This is a genomic window from Arthrobacter sp. AFG20, from assembly GCF_002892795.1.
In the GTDB taxonomy this organism is placed as follows: Bacteria; Actinomycetota; Actinomycetes; order Actinomycetales; family Micrococcaceae; genus Arthrobacter.
Map to the genome: position 1 here is coordinate 1 of NZ_PJMC01000026.1, position 22322 is coordinate 22322.

A 22322-nucleotide genomic window follows, 5' to 3' on the forward strand; every position below is an offset into this window, starting at 1 on the left:
GTGGGTGCGATCACGCCCTGGAACTACCCGCTGCACCAGATCACGAACAAGCTGGCACCGGCCCTGGCGGCCGGCTGCACCTTTGTCCTCAAGCCCAGCAAGGTCTCCCCGCTGGTTGCTTACCTGCTCTTTGATGCCCTGCACGAAATCGGACTGCCCGCCGGCGTGGTGAACCTGGTGCCCGGTCATGGCCGGCCCGTGGGTGAAGCACTGGCAGGACATCCTGACATCGACGTTATTTCGTTCACCGGCTCGCACGGCGCCGGAACCCGCGTCGCCGAGCTGGCTGCGCCCAACGTCACCAAAGTCGCCCTGGAACTGGGCGGAAAGTCCGCCAACATCATCCTCGACGACGCCGATCTTGCCACGGCCGTAAAGGTCGGCGTCGCCAACGCCTTCCTGAACTCCGGCCAGACCTGCGTGGCCATGACCCGGATGCTCGTACCCGAGGACCGGTACGAAGAAGCGGTGCAGCTCGCCGCCGGCTTCGCCAACGGCTACACGGTCGGCGACCCGCTCCTTCCCGACACCAAGCTCGGCCCCGTGGTCGACGGTGCTGCCCGCGAGAATATCCATGCGCTGATCAAGACCGCGGTCGCCGAGGGCGCACGCCTGGCCGCCGGAGGAACCGACACCCCGCAAGGACTGACCAAGGGCTACTACGTCGCCCCGACCATCCTCGCCGACGTGGATCCCGATTCCACGATCGCCCAGGAAGAAGTCTTTGGCCCGGTCCTGTCCATCCTCAGCTACACCGACGAGGACAACGCCGTAGACATCGCCAACAACTCCCGCTTCGGCCTCTCCGGAGGGGTATGGTCCGCGGACAAGAACAGGGCACTGGCCGTCGCCCGCCGCATCCGGACGGGCAACGTCGACATCAACGGTGCCAAATACAACCCAATGGCACCCTTCGGCGGATACAAGCAGTCCGGAATCGGCAGAGAAATGGGCAAGGAAGGCCTCGAGGAATTCCTCGAAGTGAAATCCATCCAAATGTAGCCCGCCCTCCCGCCTGTGATTCAGCGCATCGGGATACCAGCATGAATAAAGGGAGCAGCTCAAGGGATCGGCCTCGGCCCTTCCCCCGATCTCGCGGCAGGAAACTACTGGGCACCTAGTCACCCGCACGGAAGTCAGCCCCTGTTCCCTCGGAATGCTGCTGATGGGCCGGGATTCCCGGTTCGATTGCGTCAGCCCTCGCCACTGCCCCCGCGCTGGGCCGCCTTCCAAGATCTGGCATGCCCAAAGACCTCCACCGAAAACGTCCTCCCGCGTCACAGGCCAGAGCCCGAGATCCCAACAACCAGGGCAGCGTAAGAGGTGCTGCAGCAGCACCGCCCCGATGCGCCTTGGAACCGCCGGATGAAAACACCGCTAAGAAACTCGCAGACCTGCACGGGACCCGGGCAGCCAGGCTCCAAAAGTCGTTGACCCGCCACCAGCCCTCGCTCACTCGGTGCCTGCGCTTCGAAGGTGATGGGTGTTCAGCGTTCAGGGCAGGGTCCTCGTGAAGTTCAGAATGAACAGGACAAGGTATTGCACCCGCCGCCCTGACATAATATTCTATAGAAAGTAGAGAGGGTACGGCGTTGTACCCCCAGTCGAGGAAATGGCGGATGACCATGCAGGATCGAACAAACATTTATATCGGCGGGGAATGGGTCCCTTCCACCGGGCCGGACGTCATTCAGGTGGAGAACCCGGCCACCGAGGAGATTATTGCCACGGTTCCGGCCGGGACCGCCGATGATGTGAACAGGGCTGTGGCGGCGGCCCGGGCGGCTTTCCCGTCCTGGTCCCGGACGAGCGTGGGGGAGCGGGCCCGCTATCTTCGTGAACTGGCCCAGGCCCTTGCCCGGCGCGAGGAAGAGATCGCCCGGACGGTCACCCTCGAAATGGGCAGCCCGATGCGGATCTCCACCCGCATCCAGGCACCCCTGCCCCAGACCGTGATCACCGCCTACGCGGACCTGATCGAGAACTATGAATTCGAGGAAACCGTCGCGAACACCCTGGTGACGCGCGAGCCGGCCGGCGTCGTGGGTGCGATCACGCCCTGGAACTACCCGCTGCACCAGATCACGAACAAGCTGGCACCGGCCCTGGCGGCCGGCTGCACCTTTGTCCTCAAGCCCAGCGAGGTCTCCCCGCTGGTTGCTTACCTGCTCTTTGATGCCCTGCACGAAATCGGGCTGCCCGCCGGCGTGGTGAACCTGGTGCCCGGTCATGGCCGGCCCGTGGGTGAAGCACTGGCAGGACATCATGACATCGACGTTATTTCGTTCACCGGCTCGCACGGCGCCGGCACCCGCGTCGCTGAGCTTGCTGCGCCCAACGTCACCAAAGTCGCTTTGGAACTGGGCGGAAAGTCCGCGAACATCATCCTTGATGATGCTGACCTGGCCACGGCCGTCAAGGTCGGAGTCGCGAACGCCTTCCTGAACTCCGGGCAGACCTGTGTGGCCATGACTAGGATGCTCGTGCCCAAGGACCGGTACGAAGAAGCAGTGCAGCTCGCCGCCGGCTTCGCCAACAGCTACACCGTCGGTGACCCGCTGCTGCCCGAGACCAAGCTCGGCCCCGTGGTAACCAGCGCCCAGCGCGACAAAATCCAGGGTCTCATCAAGACCGCGGCCGCCGAGGGCGCACGCCTGGTCGCCGGAGGAACCGACACCCCGCAAGGACTGACCAAGGGCTACTACGTCGCCCCGACCATCCTCGCCGACGTCGACCCGGACTCCACGATCGCCCAGGAAGAAGTCTTCGGCCCCGTCCTGTCCATCCTCAGCTACACCGACGAGGACAACGCCGTAGACATCGCCAACAACTCCCGCTTCGGCCTCTCCGGAGGGGTATGGTCCGCGGACAAGAACAGGGCACTGGCCGTCGCCCGCCGCATCCGGACGGGCAACGTCGACATCAACGGTGCCAAATACAACCCGATGGCACCCTTCGGCGGATACAAGCAGTCCGGAATCGGCCGGGAAATGGGCAAGGAAGGCCTCGAGGAATTCCTCGAAGTGAAATCCATCCAAATGTAGCCCCGCCCCTCAGACGGGACACCACTTTAGGAGACCTTCCCCATGGACCGGATCCAACACCTGATGCAGGCCATCCCCAGCGGGGCCTCGCTGGTGGCATCATCTTATTGTTCGACCCCGACAACTCTGCTGAATAGACTGGGGGCCGTCGCCGACAAAAGTGCCGGCCTCAGTCTGTCGGCCGGACTGCTCCTAGGCGACCTGGCATTTCTTGACGCCGTGCGCCGTGGTGACCTCCAGTTTCGGACTTGGCACGCCTCGGGCCCGGTGCGTGCCTTGGCGACATCGGGGCAAGTCGGTTACCTTCCGGCACGGGCCAGTTCAGTCTCCGCGCTGGTGGGGCGCGATACGGATGTCGCGCTGATCCGCGTGTCTCCACCTGACTCCAGGGGCCGGTGCAGCCTCGGACCGTCCGCCAGTTACACCAAGACACTGGTGGAGAGCGCACGTATAGTCATCGCCGAAGTAGACCCTGATTTCCCCGTACCCCAGGGGGATGACACCTGGGTCAGCACGGACCAGATTGACTACTTCATGGATTCAGATACCCCAATGGCCGAGTACCCGTCGTCGGATCCATCGTCGGCTGTCCGCGAGATCGCGCGGCATGTCGTTGGCCTCATTCCGGCTGGCGCGCATGTTCAGCTGGGCATCGGTGCCGTCGCCGAGGCCGTCGCATCTGAGCTGGCCCGCAGCGGGCCGGGCGGGCTACGGATGATCGGGCTGGGATGCGACCAGATGACAGATCTGATGGCATCGGGCCAGCTGATCAGCGATGGACGTCCTTCAATCATCGCCGCAGAGCTGCTTGGGTCCGAGAAGATCTTTTCCGCCGCGGGGGACCATCCCGGCATTTGGCTGGCATCATCAAAAACCATCCACAACCCGGTATGGCTTGCCTCCCTGCCCCGATTGATTTCGGTGTGCTCGGCCTTGGCCGTGGACCTGAGCGGTCAGGTTGCCTCTGAGACCATGGACGGAAAAGTTCTGGCGGGAATCGGCGGAAGCGCTGATTTCTTCGACGGCGCCGGCCTGTCCCCGGGCGGAGTGAGAATCGTCGCATTGCCCTCTGTAACGGCCAAGGGCATAAGCCGCATCGCCTCATCATTCGGGGCCGGCACAGCTGTCACTATGCCCCGGCACAGCGTCGATGTGGTTATCACCGAACATGGCGTGGCCACCCTGACCGGCCTTTCTACCGTGGAACGGGCACTGGCTCTGGCCAACATCGCAGCCCCGGAACATCGGCCGGAGCTGTTGCACGCGGCAGGAATCCTCCCTGCCGTATCGGCACTCTCGGCCTGAGGCCGCCACGGGCAGGTTGGTCGTCTGGTTCTGACCCGGTTGTTCAGAAGCGAGAGACCATCCTGACCCCTCCCTTGCGGTAACGTCCGTGGGGGTCGCAGGCAATGACCCGCGACTCCCACGGACGTTGGTAGGCCTCGTTGCCGGAACTGCGGTTCCCCCAGCCGTCCCGGCAGCGGTACTTCTTACTGGCCTTCCGGGTCTTGACCCGCCATGTGACCGGACGGTTTCGCCCATAACGTGTTCTCCGAACGCCGTGAGCGAGCATGGAGTCTCTAAAGGGTTCGGTCCGAAGGCCGATCATGGGATGCGCGCGTTCATGTATCGGTACAGCTGGCTCCTAGGCAGGTCCCTGTGGTTATGAAGCGTGCGGGGACCGGCTTTCAGGAGCCAGGACCATGCCTGGCGTTTGCAGGGCGCCGTTAATCGCCGCCAAGGCTTGCCGATTCCCACTACAGCTGTCTTTGCGACGGGTGGCCGGACAAGGGACCTGTGCATCCATCGGCGGATCCGACCGGACGGGAGCCACCCAGCTCGAGACGCATCGAGTGGTGTCCCGCCCTGCCGCCGGCTCTCAGGGTCGGAGCCAACGAAGGAAATGCGGGACCTCAGCAGGAAGAGCGATGCCCTGGCAAGGTCATTGAATCGGAGAGAACAGCGGCAGACGAGAATGCCTCCTACTGCCAGGAGCTGCACCACATAGCGAGTGCCGCATACTGCTAAGACAACGCGCCTGGGCCCCTAGGGGTGAGGCCCGGAGGTGCCCTGAGGGCTCGCGGCCTGTCAAACCTTCGCCTGACCCGACAAGGATGAGGCCGGCCAAGGCGAACGTCCTCTCATGGGCTGGGAGCCCGGCCGGCAAGCGGTAGCTCACTGCCATTCATCGGGCGCAGGCGCGGAGCGATTCATCCGCTGCAGAAAGGACCGATGGCCACAGGCCAAACACTAGAGTGCGCCGATTCTCTGGATAAGGTTCCGAGCAGACCTGGGCCATGGATGGGAACGAACGTTGTAGACCTGCCCACGGCCACCCAGATGATGCGGCCGTCCGGAGACGGCGCTGTGAGAGCTTGCCCGCGCCACATCACAATGAGGGTTGCCTGAATCCGTGGTTGCCGTCCCCTGTCAGCGACAGCACCAGCTGCACCGACACGGTGTCGGTGACGGTCGAAAACTGAGCCATAGTGACGGCGGCACATTTCGACCGTTGCAGACAGACCGATGCGTCGGTAGAGGGGAGGAGCGAGGCCACAGCGTTTGTGCGGCGAGCAGAAGACGGCAGCACGCAGCGATCGCTACTGTCTGGACCCTTCGCAGAGTACACCGCGCATGTGGGGGCTTGGCTGGTAGCGCTCAACGTCCCTCGCCGGTGGAAGCGGTTCATTGAAAGGGGCGGTCGGGGACGCTCCGGGCTGCGGCCCGCGAAACCTTCACGGGCCGCAGCACTCATTTTCGTTAGAGGACCGAAGCTGCTGGAACTCCTGCGCCGAATCGCGATCGCAGGGCCTTCTTGTCAGGCTTTCCGAGGTCGGTCAGGGGTACGGCGTCGATGAAGTGGACAGCCTTGGGTGCGTAAATGCCGCCCTTGCGTTCCTTGACCAGGTTCTTCAGGTCTGTCGGGGTGGCCGAGGCGCCTTCGCGCAGGACAACAAAGGCGGTTACTGCTTCACCCCACTGGTCATCGGGAAGGCCTACTACTGCCGCGGCAACCACATCCGGGTGGGTAAGAAGCGGGGCTTCTACTTCCGCGGGGTAGACGTTGAACCCACCTGTGATGATCATGTCTTTGGAACGGGATACCAAGGTCACGAAGCCGTCCTGGTCGCGCATGCCCAAATCACCGGAACGTAGCCATCCTCCGCGCAGTGTTGCAGCGGTCTCTTCAGGACGTTTCCAGTACCCGTCCATAACCAGAGGCCCCCGCACACAGATTTCGCCCACTTCACCTGGCGCTACTTCCTGGTCCTGGTCGTTGAGCAGCCTAAGTTCGATGCCTGTTGAAGGCCGACCGCACGAAGCGAGACGGTCCGGCCGGGCGGGATCGTGTTCTCGCGGTAGCAGGGTGGTGACAACATTCGGCATCTCTGACTGGCCGTAAAGCTGCAGGAACACCTTGCCGAACCTTGCCAGTCCTTGGGTGAGCCGGGGAACCGTCATCGGGGCGCCGCCGTAGACGATGAGTTCCAGGGAGGAGAGGTCCGCTTCCGCCGTCGCCGGGGAATCCAGAATGGTGTAGATCATGGAAGGAACAGCGAATGTCATGTTGACACGATGCTTTTTCACCGTTTCGACGAATGACGTGATGTCGAACCGCCGTTGCATGACAACCGTGCCACCGTGCCAGAGCGCGCCGAGCGGAAACCAACCCGTGGCGTGGCTCATCGGGGCAGAGACCAGGAATCTTGGTTCAATGGGCCACGGCCAGTCCGCCTGCTGGAGGAGGTGGTTGGCGACAATGCTTCGGTGGGGCAACACGACACCTTTGGGTTTCCCCGTGGTGCCGCCGGTGTAGATGATCATCGCCGTATCCGTATCAGACACCGCGCGGTCAACCGTCAGGTCGGGCTCTGCGTCTGCAGCAAGGGATAAGAGGTTCGCGCCGAACCCTGCCTCACCCAGCGTCACGACCCGCAGCCCCGGCCTTGCCGCGGCCAGCTGTTGTCCCCGTTCCCGGTGGTCCTCGGTGTCGACGATGAGAACGCTGATTTCCGAGTCGTCAATGATGAAAACGTGGTCATCGAAAGAACCGAAGGGGTGAAGTGGAGTGTATCTGGCCCCGTTTGCCACACCGGCCCACTGGGCGAGCCAGGCGTCGGGACGGTTTGCCGAGAGCATCCCGAATCCGGTGCGATGGGTGACGCCGACGCTGCGCAGGGCGGCCCGGAGCCGTCCAAAGAGGGCGGCTGCCTCTTCGTACGTTGTCTCCGCATCATCGGCGCTGATGAATGCGGTCCCCCTGCCCCTAAGCAGGGAGTTCAGGACGAGCTCCCCGTATGTGTGACGGGGGGTAGCTGCCGTTTTAACGTTCACTGGTTCTGTCCTTCTGTGTATGTCGCTGTTGCCGTTACGGACGGCGCTTCACCGGAATTGCCGGCTTCCACCTTCCAGACGTTGCCGTCTCTTTGTCCGCGCGCTTCTACGCTGGCTCCAAGAAAGGCTGGCTTCGTTAACCGGAAGTCAATACTGCGCAGCAGGCTGTCCCCGCCCTCCACCTTGCGGGGAATTTCCAACGCCAGCAAGGCAAGGAGAGGTCCGTGTACCACCAGGTCGGGGTAGCCTTCGATCTCTGTCGTGTACGTACGGTCATAGTGGATTCTGTGCGCGTTATAGGTGAGAGCACTGAACCGGAACAGGAACGTTTCATCAACTCTGGTTGTCCTGGTAAAGCCGCCATCCGCGTGTTCAACCGGTCGCTTTTCCTCGCTTTGAGGTTCTTTGCGGCTCGGCGCTGCAAGTTGCTGGCGGTAGACGATGTCTTCTTCCTCGGCGGCTACAAGCTCACCGCCGGCTTCATACTCATGCCGGATGGTGGCGAAGAGCAGCTGTCCCGACCTGGCCTGCTTCAATGCCGTCTTTGCTAATCGGGATCTCCGCGTGTACTCCCCTCCTACCAAAAAAGGACTGAACTGTTCGAGCCTGCCTCCCGCGAACATCCGCTTTCGTCCAGGAATCGGCGGCAGGAAGGCCCCCTCCCGCGGATGCCCGTCATCGCCGAGCTCATCCTGCCGCCGGAGGTCCGCAAAATAAAACCAGTGCCAGAGCGGGGGGATCGCCTGACCGGACAAGAGCGCCGGCCGTTGTTCGTCCAGAAGCGCCGCAAAGGCCTCAACCGGCTGTCCTGTGATGCTCCTGGTCATGACTTGCGGTTCAGGTGACCACTCCCGGGCCACATCTTCAAGTGACTGCATCGTCCCTCCTCCTGTACCTCAACCTGGCCGCCCGTCGGACGGCCCAAAGTGAGCTGCATCGCATCTACTACAAACTCTGCACAATATAGAATCGCAAGTCAATCCCCGGCCGTCAGAGCAAGGGGCCCAAAAAGGGACTTGATAATATTCTATAGAAATTGCAGAATGGGCAGTGGAAGGTGTTAGCTGCATCACTGGCCAGAGGGGCGAACCCCGGTCAGGAGCACGAAAAAATTTGCCCCGATGCCGCCACATCCAAGTCAAAACATTCAGCGGGTTTCCTGGAAAAGGACAAAAGCATGACTTCAACAGCTCCGGTCAAGGACGACCGGCCAACGCCCCAAAAGACAGCCTTCGCAAGCATGATCGGGACGATGGTCGAGTGGTACGACTACTTCATCTTCGGCACGGCCTCAGCATTGGTCTTCAGCAAGATCTTCTTCACTTCGTTGGATCCGGCGACCGGAATCCTCGCCTCGTTCGCAACCTTTGGCGTGGCCTTCATTGCCCGTCCCATCGGGGCGGTCGTTTTCGGGCACTTCGGCGACCGGTTGGGACGCAAGAAGATGCTCGTACTTTCCCTGCTCATGATGGGTAGCGGGACCGTCGTCGTCGGCGTCCTTCCCACCTATGACCAAGTCGGGCTGCTCGCCCCGGCGTTGCTGGTGCTTTGCCGGCTGCTCCAGGGTCTGGCAGTTGGGGGTGAGTGGGGCGGAGCCGTCCTGATGGCCGTCGAGCATGCACCCAAGGGCAAACGAGCCTTCTACGGGAGCTGGCCCCAGATCGGCAACCCCATGGCAATGATCCTGGCCACCCTCACGTTCCTCGCCGTCCGTCAGCTTCCCGCGGATGACTTCCTGGCCTGGGGCTGGAGAATCCCGTTCCTCGCCAGCAGCGTCATGATCATCATCGGCCTGTACATCCGGCTCAGGGTTCTGGAGTCACCGGCATTCGCCAAGATGAAGGAAAAGGGCGAAGAGGCCCGGGTTCCCATCTTTGAAATCGTCCGCCACCACTGGAAGCCCGCCCTGATCGGCATGGCCACGACTGCGGCGCCCAACATCCCGTACTACATCGCCACGGTGTTCATCATCAGCTACGCGGCCAAACGGACCGGCATGGGCGGCGACCTGATGCTGATTGGCCTGTGCATCGCGTCCCTCGTCGAGGTCTTCGGCATCCCGGGTTCCGCAATCCTGGCCGACCGGATCGGCCGCAAGAAGGTTCTCATCGGCGGGGCTGTCTTCGTCGCTGCCTTCGCCTTCCCGTTCTTCTGGCTCGTCGATTCCGGAAACCCGGTCCTGGTCGTGCTGGCTCTGTCCCTGATTCTTGGAGTCGGGCACGCAACCACCTACAGCACGCAGGCAACGTTCTTCTCCGAGCTCTTCCCGACCCAGGTCCGCTACACCGGAACCTCAGTCGCCTACCATTTCGGCGGGATGATCACGAGCGGCCCTGTCCCTCTCATCGCCACGGCCCTCGTGGCCTGGGCCGGCAGCAGCCTTCCGCTGAGCTTCTACATGATCATCGGTGCGGGCATCAGCATCCTGGGCCTGACGCTCGCCAGGGAAAGCTACAAGGACGACCTCAGCAGCACTCCCGGCCCGTCGGGGGAGACCTCAGCTGTCCTCTCGTCTACACACCGCAACTGATTACTGAATGTAGGACGCCGCGGCCCCGGCCGCGGCGTTCCGGCAGCTTACAGCGCATCTGAAAGGCACGCGATGACTACTGTCCACACCACGATTTCGGAGGGAATTGCCCGGATTACCCTGGATAATCCACCTCTGAACGTGACAACTTTGGAACTCACCCGATCGCTTCATCAGACGCTGCGATCCATCGCCGACGATGCCAGTGTGAGAGCGGTAGTCCTCACGGGCGCCGGGGAGCGTGCCTTCAATGCGGGATCAGACATTACGGAGATGCCAGCACTGATAGCCGGTGGGGACGTCGTGGAGCGAAAGATCGCCTTCGAGAACCAGACGTTCAACCTCTTGGAAAACCTTCCGCAGGCAACGATTGCTGCGCTGAACGGCGTGGCATACGGAGGTGGCCTGGAGCTGGCTATGTGTTGCGACTTCATTGTCGGGGAGGAAGGCCTGTCGGTAGGAATGCCAGAGATTAAGCTCGGTCTATTCCCTGGGGCCGGCGGAGCGGTTCGTGCCGCCCGGCGGATCGGAAAAGCGCGCGCCACTGAACTGGTTCTACTGGGCGATCCCCTGCCCACCGAACGAGCCGTTGAATGGGGCCTGATCAACCGCGTAGTGCCGCGGGGAGAGTCATTGTCCGCCGCCCTACACTTGGCTCGGAGACTAGCGGAGGGTCCAAGTCAGGCAGTGCGCCTGGCCAAAGAATCGATAGCGCTTGCCTACCAGGAACCGGGCCAGCAACCCATAAGGTCGTCCAACGAGCTCTTTCGGCAGGTATGCGCTACACGCGATGCAGCGGAAGGCGTCACAGCATTCATTGAAAAACGAACACCTGTATTCATGAACAACTAGTGGCGACCGTGTCGAGCACACGCCGCTCGGGCAGAGGGTTTGACGCGAAAGGCATCGACCCAGTGCAGTAAGGGGATCTCCATGAACGATCGTGGACTCGCGGGCCGCGGCAGTAGGCGCTCTGGGCCAGCAGAACGCGGCGCACCCGCCAGCAGTTTGGGGGCCTTTGTCACGGACTGGTCAGAAGCTCCGATTGGGTTGCCGGTGGTGCTGTTAAAGCGTCAATGTCCCCCGATCGCGGCCTGGATCGACAGCAAAATGGAGGACGGGTCGGCCGTTTGGATCAGAGATGAAACATGGACGAGGCACGTGATTCACCGCTCAGATGGCTATGCCATCCGGAGAGTGGTCAGCAGACCTGCTACCGGGACGGTCACACGTGCCAAGGTCAACCTCCACTACCTCTGACGCTGCAAAGCCTGATACGGGTTGTAGCCCCACTTGGTCAAAACAGAGCCAGGACATCCCAAACCGCGGTGGGGCGCTGAACGGTCACCCGGACCATCAATTATCGCAACGCAACAGTGCTCCACCGCCCACCGTCCGGACGAAGTCACGGACGGGACCCCCCTTGATTACTCCGCGGCGGATCACGACCGAATCAAGGAAAAGACAGGACCCTCATGACCAGAATGTTGATTATCGGACCACCGGGTTCGGGCAAGGGCACCCAGGCCGAACGCATTTCAGAACGCCTCGGCGTCGTCGCGATCTCCACCGGCGACATTTTCCGCGCCAACGTGAAGGGCGAGACTCCGCTCGGCGTTGAGGCCAGGAAGTACATGGACAACGGGGACTTCGTCCCGGACAGTGTGACCAACAAGATGGTCCGCGACCGTCTTAGCGAAGGCGGCGTCGAGGACGGCTTCCTGCTGGACGGCTACCCCCGCACCACCGCCCAGGTTGACTACCTGGACCAGATCCTGGCCGACGGCGACCAGAAGCTGGACGTCGTCCTGCAGCTCACCGCCGATGACGGCGAACTCGTCTCCCGCCTGCTGGGCCGCGCGAAGGAAACCGGACGCAGTGACGACAACGAGGCCGTCATCCGCCACCGCCTGGACCTCTACCATGAGCAGACCGAAGCTGTCGTGGCCAGGTATGCCGAACGCGGCATCCTGACCCAGGTTGACGGCATCGGCCAGATCGATAAGGTTACCGACCGCGTTCTCCATGCTCTACATGCACATGCCGCACTTATCCGCACCTAACTCGCCACATCCAAAGGGGCTGCCTCTGGCGGCGGCCTCGAGCAGTTTGACACCCGGCGGCGGCCGGTTGCTTGTGGCGCAGGGTGTAGTGGGCGCTGTCTCGTTCAGTCTCCTTCTGGCCGGCAGCAACGCCATCACGCCCCTGATGCCCATATACCGCACAATGCTGGGCTTTACCCCACTCTCTATGTCCTTGACTTTTGTCAGTTACGTAGGAGTCATGACCGTGACACTCCTCGTGTTATCGCGGCCCTCGATGATGAAACGGTCAGGTTTCTTGCTGTTAGGGGCGCTCCTGCTGGCCGCCGCTGCTGATGCCATGCTCGGGGTCGCCGCGGAGCCTTTCGTCTTGACCGGCCGGGCGATGTCCGGCGTGGCCGGCGGACTCGGGACAGGAGCCGCCGCGGCGCTGGTTGTGACGTCCTTGGGGCACGCGGGGCGCTCCGTTTCAGCCACAGGAAACCTCGTTGGAGCCATTGTTGGAACGGTATTTGCTCAAGCCTGCGTGGCCATTTACGCAGAAGAAGCCGTGCACTGGACCTACATCCTCCACGCCATAGCCTGTATCGCCGCAGCCGGAGCACTGACCATCGTGCTGATAGCCTGCCGAACCGCAAACCGCGAACTTCTATCCATCGTCAATCCCGCACTGCCGAGATCAACCACAGGATTGAGAAGCACTTTGATGCCGCTGGCTGTAGGCTGCATGGCCTGGTGTACGCTCAGCACCTCATTGGTCTACCTGCCCACTTACTTCGCGGAGACCAGACTCCCACAGGCACAGACTTTCGGGACAATCGCCATGCTCACCCTCAGCGCGGCCGCACAGCTCGGCAGCCCATGGGCAGCCAGGCGACTGCCCTGGGCCTCCGGTCTCCCCACCATGGCCCTGGGGATTGCTGGAATACTCGCTGGTGCACGGCTTGGCTGGGATGTTTTGGCCATCGCAGGATCCGCCCTCACAGGCGCCGGGCTCGGGGCCTCGCACCGGCTCGGACTCGTTATGTTCACTAAGGGAACCCCTCCGGCGGACCACGGAGCACTGTCGTCGTTCTACGCTGCGACAACGTACCTCATTGCAGGTCTCAGCGTGCTGGGAAGCGGCATGCTTGGAAGTGTTCTGGGGCTGGAGGGAAGCGTGCTGACAACCTTCGCAGTGCTCGGCACGGCAGCTGCAGGCCTCGCGTGGAAGGCCCCCAGGTTACGCGACAGCCACGGGTAGAAGTCCTTCCCCGGCAGCACACGGCGTGACATGAACGTCCACATTTTAAAGAACCCGTCGGGACCAGCTTTCCATTGGCGCACCGGATTCAAGCTGTCGGTGGGCCTTGCGAATATTCGCGGCGTTGATGCCCGCATATTCATGACGAAGAGTCGTTCGGATTAGGCCTGGGTGAACACGTTTTTCCAGTACAACGATATGGATTTGCCTTCAACGCCAGGATGTTCACCGACGGGGGGAATCCAGGGTCGTAATCTTCCCTCGGAACGGGCAGGTCGGCGTAATGGCTGAAATGCTCGTCAGTCGCCTGGAAACTGAGAACGTCTGTAACCCCATCTGGGTTAGTCAGCGGGCAAGCTGGAGCGCGATGGACCCGACGCCGCCCGCCGCGGCAGCAATGAGAACCGTGCGCTCTGCTGAGTACAGGCCGAGGGGCAACCGGAAGTTATGGAAGGGGATCTCCCAGGCCGGCAACGTGGTCAGTGGCAAGGCAGCCGCCTCTGCAAAGGTACGCCCTCCGGTTTGCGCGCCGTAATTCGCTCGTCCACAAGGAGGTACCCGGGCGTTTGAGCCTGGCCGTTGAATTGAGCCCGCTCAGCAGTTGTTGTTGAACGCTGTAGGAGTCCCTTCACGCTGCGGCACTTCGCGCCGGTCCCTGGCGTCCGCATTCAAACTCAAAAACCTGTGAGCACCAACTTTCCGATCTGCGTACCTGACTCAAGCACTTCGTGAGCCGTTCGAAGGTTTGCCGCGTTGATACCTGCAATTTCTTGACGAAGGGTGGTGCGCACCAGGCCGGAGTCCACGAGACGGGCGACATCTTCGAGTATGCGGCCCTGAACCTTCATGTCACTGGTTTGGTGAACCGGACGGGTGAAGACGTTTTCCCAGTGCAGCGAAACGGATTTACCCTTCAACTCCAAGATGTTCACCGATGTGGGAGAGTCGAGGATTGTGATTTTTCCCCGCGGCGCGAGCAATTCCGCATATTCGCTGAAATGTAGATCGGTTGCCTGTGAACTGATAATGTCCGTGACGCCGTCGGGCGCCACCTCATGGACCTGATCGATTAGGGAGGAGCGATGATCGACGACATGGTGGGCCCCCATCGATTTGGCCCAGGCACTGGATTCCTGACGTGACGCAGTGCCGATGAGTTGCGCATTCGTCAGGACCCGGGCCAGCTGCAGGGCCATCGATCCGACTCCGCCTGCCGATGCACCAACCAGAACCGTGCGGTCCAAGGAATCGAGTCCAAGGGGCAGCTGGAAGTTATGGAAGAGGGTTTCCCATGCAGTTAAGGCTGTCAGAGGCAGGGCGGCAGCCTCTGCGAACGACAGGCTCTGCGGCATACGCGCCGCGATGCGTTCGTCCACCAGATGGTATTCCGCGTTGGCCCCTGGGCGCTGAATTGATCCTGCGTAATAGACGTGGTCCCCAAGGGTGAAATGTGAAACTCCTTTGCCGATGGCAACAACAGTGCCGGCTGCATCCCACCCAATTACATCGGAACCGCTCGGGGTCTTCGGCGAGCGACGGCGAACCTTGGTGTCGATCGGGTTGACTGAAATTGCTTCGATTTTGACCAGCAGGTCCCTGTCGCCAGGAATCGGGACCGTACGTTCAGTGTCCTGAAAGCTGCGGGGGTCCTCGACCTGAAGCCCTGGTGTTACAGCGACTGCCTTCATTGTCTTGGGGATGTTCATCGGAATCTCTTCTCTAGCGCTGCGCGGAGCTGATGGTGTGCCAGCGAATTGATGACCTAACGTTGCATGCTTGGCTTTCCTCCTCTTATTGGAGCTACCTTTGATGCTGTTTGACCTATTGGCTGATTCGGCCGTGGCGCTAACTGGGCCGAACGTGACGGCGTATGCCACATGAGACGTGTTTGAACAACACTCGCGAAGGTAGCGACGTTCATGATGTCGGAGCCGGTCTTCGGCTCCGCGGGGAGACGGCCTGAAGCGTGATGTCAGCTTGCGGCAATTTTGGCAAATTCCGTCGCATCAAGGCTCGCACCGCCCACCAGCGCACCGTCGACATCGGCCCCGTTCAGGATGGCGGCCGCATTGCTGGCTTTGACGGAGCCGCCGTACAGGAGACGCGTTTTAGCCGCTGATTCGCCGTCAAAGAGCCTGGACAATTCCGTGCGGATTGCCGCACACATCTCCTGAGCATCTTCCGGACCGGCGACTTCTCCGGTCCCGATCGCCCAGACGGGCTCGTACGCCACCACCAGCTCGGATGCCTGATCTGCTGTAAGGTCCTCAACGGCTGCACGCAACTGAGCCAGGGTGTGCTTCACATGGTTCCCTGCCCGCCGGATTTCTAAGCCTTCTCCCACGCAGAGTATGGGGGTGAGCCGGTTACGGAAGGCGGCCGCGACTTTGGATTTGAGGGTTTCGCCGGATTCGTGGTGCATCGTCCTTCGTTCGCTGTGACCCACAAGAACATACGCGCACCCGAGTTTGGCCAGGAACTGGCCGCTGATGTCCCCGGTGTGGGCGCCCGAATCAAACGGGGACAGGTCTTGGCCGCCGTAGGCCACCTGAAGGTCCGCATCCTGGACTGCGGCCTGGACTGCACCTATAGACGTAAACGGTGGAAAGACCGCAACCTCCGCGCGGCTGTAGTTATGCCCCATGTCGGTCAACGTGCGCGCCAGTTCCGACAGCAGGGTCCTGCCTTGGGAGTGATCCATGTTCATCTTCCAGTTGCCGGCGATAAGCTGCATGCGGTCAGACGTGACATCGGTGAATGCGGTCATACTTCCTCCTGAATTTTTTACACGAACGGCAGGTACCGGAGCCATCTAACGTGACATACGGGATTACTCTTGGTCGGAGCCATCAGAACCCGGTTGAAGGGCTTTTGGCCGGGGCCTGCCTCTGTTTAGCGTGTCTCAAACGGTGCTCAGTTAAGCCAGGATGGCTCAGTGGGGGAGGGCCGCCATGTCCGTCCATCCCGCTATACCGAATGCAGTGAGCCTGCCTGCCTTGGAGATCACTCTCTCGGTGCCAGCACAGTGCGGAGGGCGTCGAGTACGGCCGGGTCTTCGATCGTGGATGGCACGGGCTCGCTGTTCCCGTCCGCTATAGCGCGCATGGACTTGCGCAGAATCTTCCCGGAGCGGGTCTTGGGTAGGCCGTCGACGATGGTGACCTCCTTGAGCGCGGCGACTGGCCCGATGTCGCGCCGCACAGCCTTTACCAGTTCCTCTTCCAGCACGCCGGGGACAACGTTCACGCCGGCTTTGAGGACCACGAAGCCCTTTGGTACCTGACCTTTGAGCGAGTCCCGCACCCCAATGACAGCGCACTCGGCAACCGCAGGGTGCGCGGCGAGCACCGCTTCCATCGAACCGGTGGAAAGGCGGTGCCCAGCCACATTGATCACGTCATCGCTGCGGCCCATCACGAACAGGTAGCCGTCTTCGTCGAAAAAGCCGCCGTCACCAGTGGCGTAGTAGCCCGGGAACTGCGAGAGATAGGACTGCACGTAGCGCTCGTCGTCGCGCCAGAGGGTCGTGAGGGTGCCCGGGGGGAGAGGAAGCTTGATGCAAATGTTGGCCTCAGATCCCTGGGGGACAGGCTCGCCGTCCGGCCCCAGAACGGCGACGTCGAATCCGGGCATGGGCACCGTAGGGGAACCGGGCTTAATCGGCATCGGCTGAAGGCCCCGGGGGTTGGCAGCTATCGCCCATCCGGTCTCGGTTTGCCACCAGTGGTCCACGACCGGGACCCCAAGCCTTTCGACAGCCCAGTGGTAGGTTTCGGGGTCGAGCCTCTCCCCGGCGAGGAACAGGGTTCGCAGTGATGACAGGTCGTACTTGGCCAGCTCCGTCGCTTGGGGATCCACGCGCTTGATAGCCCGGATAGCGGTTGGAGCGGTAAACAGTGCATTGACACGGTGCCGGGAAATCACCCGCCAGAACGCTCCCGCATCGGGCGTCCCCACAGGTTTGCCCTCGTAAACCACGGTGGTGGCACCAACCAGCAGTGGCGCATAGGTAATGTAGGAGTGGCCCACAACCCAGCCGACGTCCGAGGCCGCCCACCACACGTCCCCTGGGCCGAAGCCGTAGATGTTGGTCATGCTCCAGGCAAGGGCGACGGCGTGACCACCATTATCACGGACGACGCCTTTGGGCTTGCCGGTGGTACCGGAGGTGTAGAGCAGGTACAGAGGGTCAGCGGCTGCCACATCCACGCAGTCTGCGGGTTCGGCCTTCTGCATGAGTTCATCCCAGTCGTGGTCACGGGGGCCAAGCTGGGCGCGCGCCTGGTCGCGCTGCAGCACAACAACGGCACTTGGCGGCGCAGGAGCCAACTTAATGGCAGCGTCCACCATGGGCTTGTATTCGACTACCCGGCTGGGCTCGATGCCGCATGAAGCGCAGACCAGCACTTTCGGTTCGGCGTCGGCAATTCGGGCGGCCAACTCCTTCGGGGCGAAACCTCCGAAGACTACTGAGTGCACCGCCCCGAGTCGCGCGCAGGCGAGCATCGCGACTACAGCCTCGGGCACCATGGGCATGTAAATGACCACCCGGTCGCCTGCTTCGACACCTAAACCCCTTAGCACCCCGGCGAAGCGCGCCACCTCGTCGCGGAGTTGGCTGTAGGTGAACTGGGAGGACGAGCCCGTTACGGGTGACTCGTAGATCAGCGCTTGCCGGTCTCCGTGGCCCGCCTCAATATGGCGGTCAAGGGCGTTGTAACAGGTGTTGAGCCGGCCATCAGGGAACCACCGGTAGAAAGGGGGGCGGCTGTCGTCCAGAGCGTGCTGCGGCGGCCGGGACCAGGAGACAGCGCCGGCGGCGGCAAGCCAAAACCGGTCAGGGTCATTCAGGCTCTCGGCGTAGACTTTCGGGTACGCTACCATTTCGTCTCTCCTTTGAGGCTTGCGCCCGGCTGCCGGGCATGCTTTGTGATGAGGCCGGTTATTGCCGGTCCTTGCCGGTCCGTCTGAGGGCACGGCGGCATGAGGCAGACGCTTCAGGGCGCGCCACAGCGCATCGAACGCCCGGCAACCGGCTCGTCGAATGGACTTTCAGATGATGTGTCTAATCCGCCGGTGGGCGCTGGAATTCGTAACTGACTTTCATCTTGTCGCCCCGATATAGGTTGTGGCAGTACTCGAAGGGGGCACCGGACTCGTCGTAATTCGTCTCTTCCATCTGCAGCAGCGTGAATCCCGGCTTGACCTGGAGCAAATGCGCATCGCCCTCGCTGGCCAATGCCGTTTCGACGCCCGTGACAATACGGTCGCTCCGCAGCCCGTACTCCGCCTTGAGAACGTCTCGTAATTGGACGGCCTCGAGATTCTTCCTATCCAAGTCGGGGCAGAGACTCGCGGGGATGTACGAAAGGTGGATGCTCAAAGGCTCGCCGTTAACTGTGCGGAGCCGTTCAACACGGAACACCACTTCACCCGGGCCAAGATTGAGTTCCTTCCGGATGCGCCCGGGCGCTTCGAGCCTCGACACGCTCAGCACCTGGACCTTGCTGGGGACGCCCATCTCATCGAGCTGCTGCTGGATTCCCACCATGAGGTGCGGCCGGTTGGCGATCTTCGGCTCCGCGACGAAGGTGCCCTTCCCTGGGACGCGGTACACCAGGCCTTGCTGCATCAGCCGCGTGATGACGGCCCGGACTGTCATCCTGCTCAGGCCGTATTTGACGCTGAACTCATTCTCGGAAGGGATCTTGGTGTTGGGTTTGCACTCCTCGTTAGCGATCTGGTCCTTGATCGCCTCCTCCAACTGGACGTGCAGCGGGGTGGGGCTCAATCGGTCCAACAACACTTGATCTCCTAACCCAAGATGCCAACCTGTATGTACAGGATAGCCTAGCGAAACCCCGGTCAGGGAGCGGTCAGCCTCGCTCAGCATAGCGGGGACCCATGCTGAGCGAGACCTGGGCGGCCGCCTCCGCCGGGGGGCGATCCCGAGAGTTCTGTCTCGATATCAGGTGTAATGAACAAGGGGTCACTCCCGGTGTGAGGGCACTAGGCCGGAGGGGCGTTATCGAGGCAGGGACTTATTCGGCCGGGATGAGGTCGAACCGGGCACGGGTGTACTGGGGCGGGTAGGGGATTTCGGTCGCATCCAACCCCAGTTCGAAGGCTGCGCGCAGCGGCCACGCCGCTTCGCGTAGTGCCACGCGGGCAAGGAAGACAACATCGGATTCACCGCTGATCAGAATCTTTTCGGCTTCCTTGGGTTCGAGAATCAACCCGACTGCCGCGGTGAGGATCGTGTTGTCGCTGCGGATCTTCGCCGCCAGGGGCACTTGATAATTGCGGGTGGCAGGAATCTTGGCCGGCGCGATGCTGCCGCTGGAGACGTCGATCAGATCCACCCCGATGCGCTGGAGCAACCCGGCGAAGCGGCTGGTCTGTTCGACATCCCAGCCGCCTTCGATCCAGTCCGTTGCTGAAACCCGCACGAAAAGAGGTTTGTCCTGCGGCCAGACGGCCCGCACAGCCTTGATCACCTCCAATGGGAAGCGCACGCGATTCTCGAACGAACCGCCATACTCGTCGGCGCGGTCGTTGGCCAGCGGTGAAAGGAACTCGTGGAGCAAGTAACCATGGGCAGCATGGACCTCGACCACATCGGCTCCGACGCGGTCAGCGCGTCCGGCCGCTGCGGTGAACGCGTCAATGACATCGTCCATATCCCCGCGGGTCATGGCGCGAGGGGCACGGTATCCCTCATGCGCGATAGTGGAGGGGCCGAGGGTCTGCCACCCTCCATCCTCGATCGCGATACACCCCTTGGGCTCTCCGGGAAAGCCACGGTAGGTTGATGCCTTGCGGCCGGCGTGCCCCAATTGGAAGCCGAAAGCGGCACCCTGATCATGAACGAACTTCACGATGTGCGCCCAGGCCTCGGCCTGTTCGTCGTTCCACAGCCCGGCGTCCTGCGGGGTAATCCGCCCGTCTTTGGTGACGGCAACCGCCTCGGACATGATCAACCCGAACCCACCCTGAGCCCGGGCACCCAGGTGGGTCAGATGCCAATCGTTCGGCATTCCATCCTCCGCGTTGCACGAGTACATGCACATGGGGGAAAGCCAAGCCCTGTTTCGGATAGTTAGCTCGCGAATGGCGATGGGCTCGAAAAGCAGTGGCACTGTCAGTCTCCTTGTTTTCAGATACAGCGGCTGATGCGCTACACCCGCATGGCGGGGAATAATCCTGTATATACCGGTTGAATCTAAGGGCGCAGCCATAGGCATGTCAACCCCCTACCCGTAAACACGCAGGGGAAGGTTTGGCCGGCAGCTTGCACGCGTGGCGCTCTGCCCTGCTGCCAGCAGTAGCCTTAAACGGGGGGCTCGAAGGTTTCTCCAAGGCGGATCAGCCCGCTGAAGCGAGGCAACTTGGAATCAGTCCTTGACCGTGGCCTGAGTCACTAGTATCGTCTCGTATCAGCTCGTAAGTCCCGGTATATACAGGCTAACCTGGCCGGGCCGACGACTTACTCAGTCTCAAGCGCCTTTGGCGCAGACTGCCCCTAAATTCTCAAGGAGCGAAACCACCATGATAAAGATCCGTGGCAAGGAAATCACCGCACAGTCTTTCGCACGCATGCTCGACATCTCGCTCGTGCACCCCGACACCACCCTCGCTTCCATAAAGGACCTCGTCTCGTTGTGCCTCGAGTACAACGTGAACGCCTGCTGCGTGAACCCGAACTACCTTGACTACATCGTCTCCGAGCTCAAGGGCACGAACACGAAAGCCAACGTCGTCACCGACTACCCCTTTGGCACGAGCACCCTGCCGGTGAAGGTGGCCGCTGTGCAGGACGCCGTGCGCCGGGGCGCCCAGCTCATTGACCCGGTAGTTGAATTCGGGGCCCTCAAGAACGGCGAATACGCCAAGGTCACCAAAGAGGTCACCGAGCTCGTCAAGGCAGCCGAGGGCCTGGAAACGCGGTTCATTGTTGAGGTTTCCTACCTGACTCCGGATGAGATCGTCGCGGCTTGTAACGCGGTGGTCGAGGGCGGCGGAAACTATGTCAAGACCTCGACCGGTCGGGAAGGCGGACCGGACATGTCAACCATGAAGCTGATGAAGGACACCCTTGAGGGGACTGGTGTCAAGATCAAACTTGCCGGCACGGGACGCTTCTGGACAACGGGTGTTGCGTTGGGCGCCATTGCCGCTGGTGCGGACATCATCGGTACCCGCGCAGGAGACCAGATCATCCGCGAGCTCCCGCTGTTTGAAGAAGTATTCTCACAAGTCGAAATCACCAAGTGACGTTCATCCGAACACGCAAAGACACCAGCAAGGCTTGACGAGAGGACCGCACAAAATGAAGAGTGAACGCTTGAAGGGCGACGTCGCCGTAGTTACCGGCGCCGCATCCGGAATTGACCGGGCCGTAGCCTTGGAATTGGCCAGGCACGGCGCGGTGGTTGCCTGCGCCGACCTGAACGCAGAAGGAAACGCGCTTACGGTCAAAGAGATCGTGGAAGCCGGCGGCGAAGCCTTTCCCGTACACATCGACATCAGTGACTCGGCGTCCGTCAAACAGGCTTTCGCCGACGTCTACGAAAAGACCGGCAAAATCAGCATTCTGATCAACGGCGCCGCCATCGCGCGTTTTACCCAGCTCCCGGAATGCACGGACGAGGAGTGGGACCTGGTTATGAACATTAACCTCACCGGCGCCTTTCGTTGCCTGCGCGAGGCGTACCCCTACATGAAGGAATCGGGGGGGCGTGTGGTACAGATTTCATCCACGTCCGGCAAAAGCGGCGGCAGCTGGGCCGGGGCACACTACGTCGCTTCCAAGGCCGGCCTGATCGGTCTGACCAAGTACGCGGCCGGCTACTTCGCCAAGGACGGCATCCGGGTTAACGCCATCTGCCCCGGCGCCACCGAAACCCCGCTCACCGACCAGGGTGAATCTACAGAAGCCACCATCGCTGCAATGGTCAGCAACGTGCCCCTGGGCCGCATCGCCCAGCCCGAAGACGTTGCCGGCGCCGTCATGTACCTCGTCTCGGAGGAAAGCTCCTACGTCACAGGCATCACCGTGGACGTAGCCGGCGGCCGCTACATGTACAACAACTAGCACGAGCAACAACGAGCACTAGCACCACTCAGCA

17 protein-coding genes are annotated in these 22322 nt (G+C 61.8%); 9 read left to right on the forward strand and 8 right to left on the reverse strand.

Features of this window, described 5'->3' with window-relative positions; genetic code table 11:
• The 3 genes from CXZ05_RS21050 to CXZ05_RS21060 all read left to right on the forward strand — a co-directional run.
• A partial coding sequence (locus CXZ05_RS21050; protein WP_102974409.1) for an aldehyde dehydrogenase family protein occupies positions 1-1002 on the forward strand: 1002 nt, incomplete at its 5' end.
• Positions 1003-1619: 617 nt separating this feature from the next.
• The gene (locus CXZ05_RS21055; RefSeq protein ID WP_258006676.1) at positions 1620-3044 is read left to right on the forward strand and encodes an aldehyde dehydrogenase family protein; all 1425 of its coding nucleotides are present in this window, start codon (positions 1620-1622) and stop codon (positions 3042-3044) included.
• Positions 3045-3107: 63 nt separating this feature from the next.
• Positions 3108-4349, forward strand: a complete 1242-nt coding sequence (locus CXZ05_RS21060; RefSeq protein WP_258006677.1) for an acetyl-CoA hydrolase/transferase family protein — start codon at positions 3108-3110, stop codon at positions 4347-4349.
• Between the two features lie 1455 nt (positions 4350-5804).
• On the opposite strand, the gene CXZ05_RS21065 is transcribed toward CXZ05_RS21060, so the two are convergent.
• Both CXZ05_RS21065 and CXZ05_RS21070 read right to left on the reverse strand, forming a co-directional pair.
• Positions 5805-7379, reverse strand: a complete 1575-nt coding sequence (locus CXZ05_RS21065) for an AMP-binding protein (RefSeq protein ID WP_180987482.1) — start codon at positions 7377-7379, stop codon at positions 5805-5807.
• Complete coding sequence (locus tag CXZ05_RS21070; protein WP_102974412.1) at positions 7376-8257, reverse strand: hypothetical protein; 882 nt, start codon at positions 8255-8257, stop codon at positions 7376-7378. The genes CXZ05_RS21065 and CXZ05_RS21070 overlap by 4 nt, the downstream gene beginning before the upstream one ends.
• Before the next feature lie 299 nt (positions 8258-8556).
• Here CXZ05_RS21070 and CXZ05_RS21075 point away from each other — a divergent pair, with 299 nt between their 5' ends.
• From CXZ05_RS21075 to CXZ05_RS21090, 4 genes are all read left to right on the forward strand, one after another.
• The gene (locus tag CXZ05_RS21075) at positions 8557-9909 is read left to right on the forward strand and encodes an MFS transporter (protein WP_102974413.1); all 1353 of its coding nucleotides are present in this window, start codon (positions 8557-8559) and stop codon (positions 9907-9909) included.
• 72 nt (positions 9910-9981) lie between these two features.
• Positions 9982-10761, forward strand: a complete 780-nt coding sequence (locus CXZ05_RS21080) for an enoyl-CoA hydratase/isomerase family protein (RefSeq protein ID WP_102974414.1) — start codon at positions 9982-9984, stop codon at positions 10759-10761.
• 632 nt (positions 10762-11393) lie between these two features.
• Positions 11394-11972, forward strand: a complete 579-nt coding sequence (locus tag CXZ05_RS21085) for an adenylate kinase (protein WP_180987488.1) — start codon at positions 11394-11396, stop codon at positions 11970-11972.
• The gene (locus CXZ05_RS21090; RefSeq protein ID WP_374754683.1) at positions 11950-13194 is read left to right on the forward strand and encodes an MFS transporter; all 1245 of its coding nucleotides are present in this window, start codon (positions 11950-11952) and stop codon (positions 13192-13194) included. Before CXZ05_RS21085 ends, CXZ05_RS21090 begins: the two co-directional genes overlap by 23 nt.
• Before the next feature lie 345 nt (positions 13195-13539).
• Here CXZ05_RS21090 and CXZ05_RS23220 read toward each other — a convergent pair whose 3' ends face one another.
• The 6 genes from CXZ05_RS23220 to CXZ05_RS21115 all read right to left on the reverse strand — a co-directional run bounded on the left by CXZ05_RS23220 (position 13540) and on the right by CXZ05_RS21115 (position 20333).
• Positions 13540-13683 carry a hypothetical protein gene (locus CXZ05_RS23220; RefSeq protein WP_180987483.1) on the reverse strand — a complete coding sequence of 48 codons (144 nt, stop codon included), beginning with the start codon at positions 13681-13683 and terminating at the stop codon, positions 13540-13542.
• A gap of 185 nt (positions 13684-13868) precedes the next feature.
• Positions 13869-14900 carry a zinc-binding alcohol dehydrogenase family protein gene (locus CXZ05_RS21095; RefSeq protein WP_219726577.1) on the reverse strand — a complete coding sequence of 344 codons (1032 nt, stop codon included), beginning with the start codon at positions 14898-14900 and terminating at the stop codon, positions 13869-13871.
• A gap of 266 nt (positions 14901-15166) precedes the next feature.
• The gene (gene tpiA / locus CXZ05_RS21100; protein WP_102974417.1) at positions 15167-15961 is read right to left on the reverse strand and encodes a triose-phosphate isomerase; all 795 of its coding nucleotides are present in this window, start codon (positions 15959-15961) and stop codon (positions 15167-15169) included.
• Positions 15962-16197: 236 nt separating this feature from the next.
• Positions 16198-18078 (reverse strand): propionyl-CoA synthetase, encoded by a 1881-nt coding sequence (locus CXZ05_RS21105; RefSeq protein WP_102974418.1) that lies wholly within the window; start codon positions 18076-18078, stop codon positions 16198-16200.
• 181 nt (positions 18079-18259) lie between these two features.
• Positions 18260-19000, reverse strand: a complete 741-nt coding sequence (locus CXZ05_RS21110) for a GntR family transcriptional regulator (RefSeq protein WP_180987484.1) — start codon at positions 18998-19000, stop codon at positions 18260-18262.
• 235 nt (positions 19001-19235) lie between these two features.
• Complete coding sequence (locus tag CXZ05_RS21115; protein WP_219726578.1) at positions 19236-20333, reverse strand: NADH:flavin oxidoreductase/NADH oxidase; 1098 nt, start codon at positions 20331-20333, stop codon at positions 19236-19238.
• Between the two features lie 409 nt (positions 20334-20742).
• On the opposite strand from CXZ05_RS21115, the gene deoC reads away from it, so the two are divergent.
• A complete protein-coding gene (deoC, locus tag CXZ05_RS21120; protein WP_102974420.1) occupies positions 20743-21468 on the forward strand; it encodes a deoxyribose-phosphate aldolase in 726 nt (241 codons plus the stop codon).
• A 55-nt stretch (positions 21469-21523) separates the two neighbouring features.
• Entirely contained in the window at positions 21524-22288 is a 765-nt protein-coding gene (locus tag CXZ05_RS21125) for an SDR family NAD(P)-dependent oxidoreductase (protein ID WP_102974421.1), read from the forward strand.
• Positions 22289-22322 lie beyond the last annotated feature (34 nt).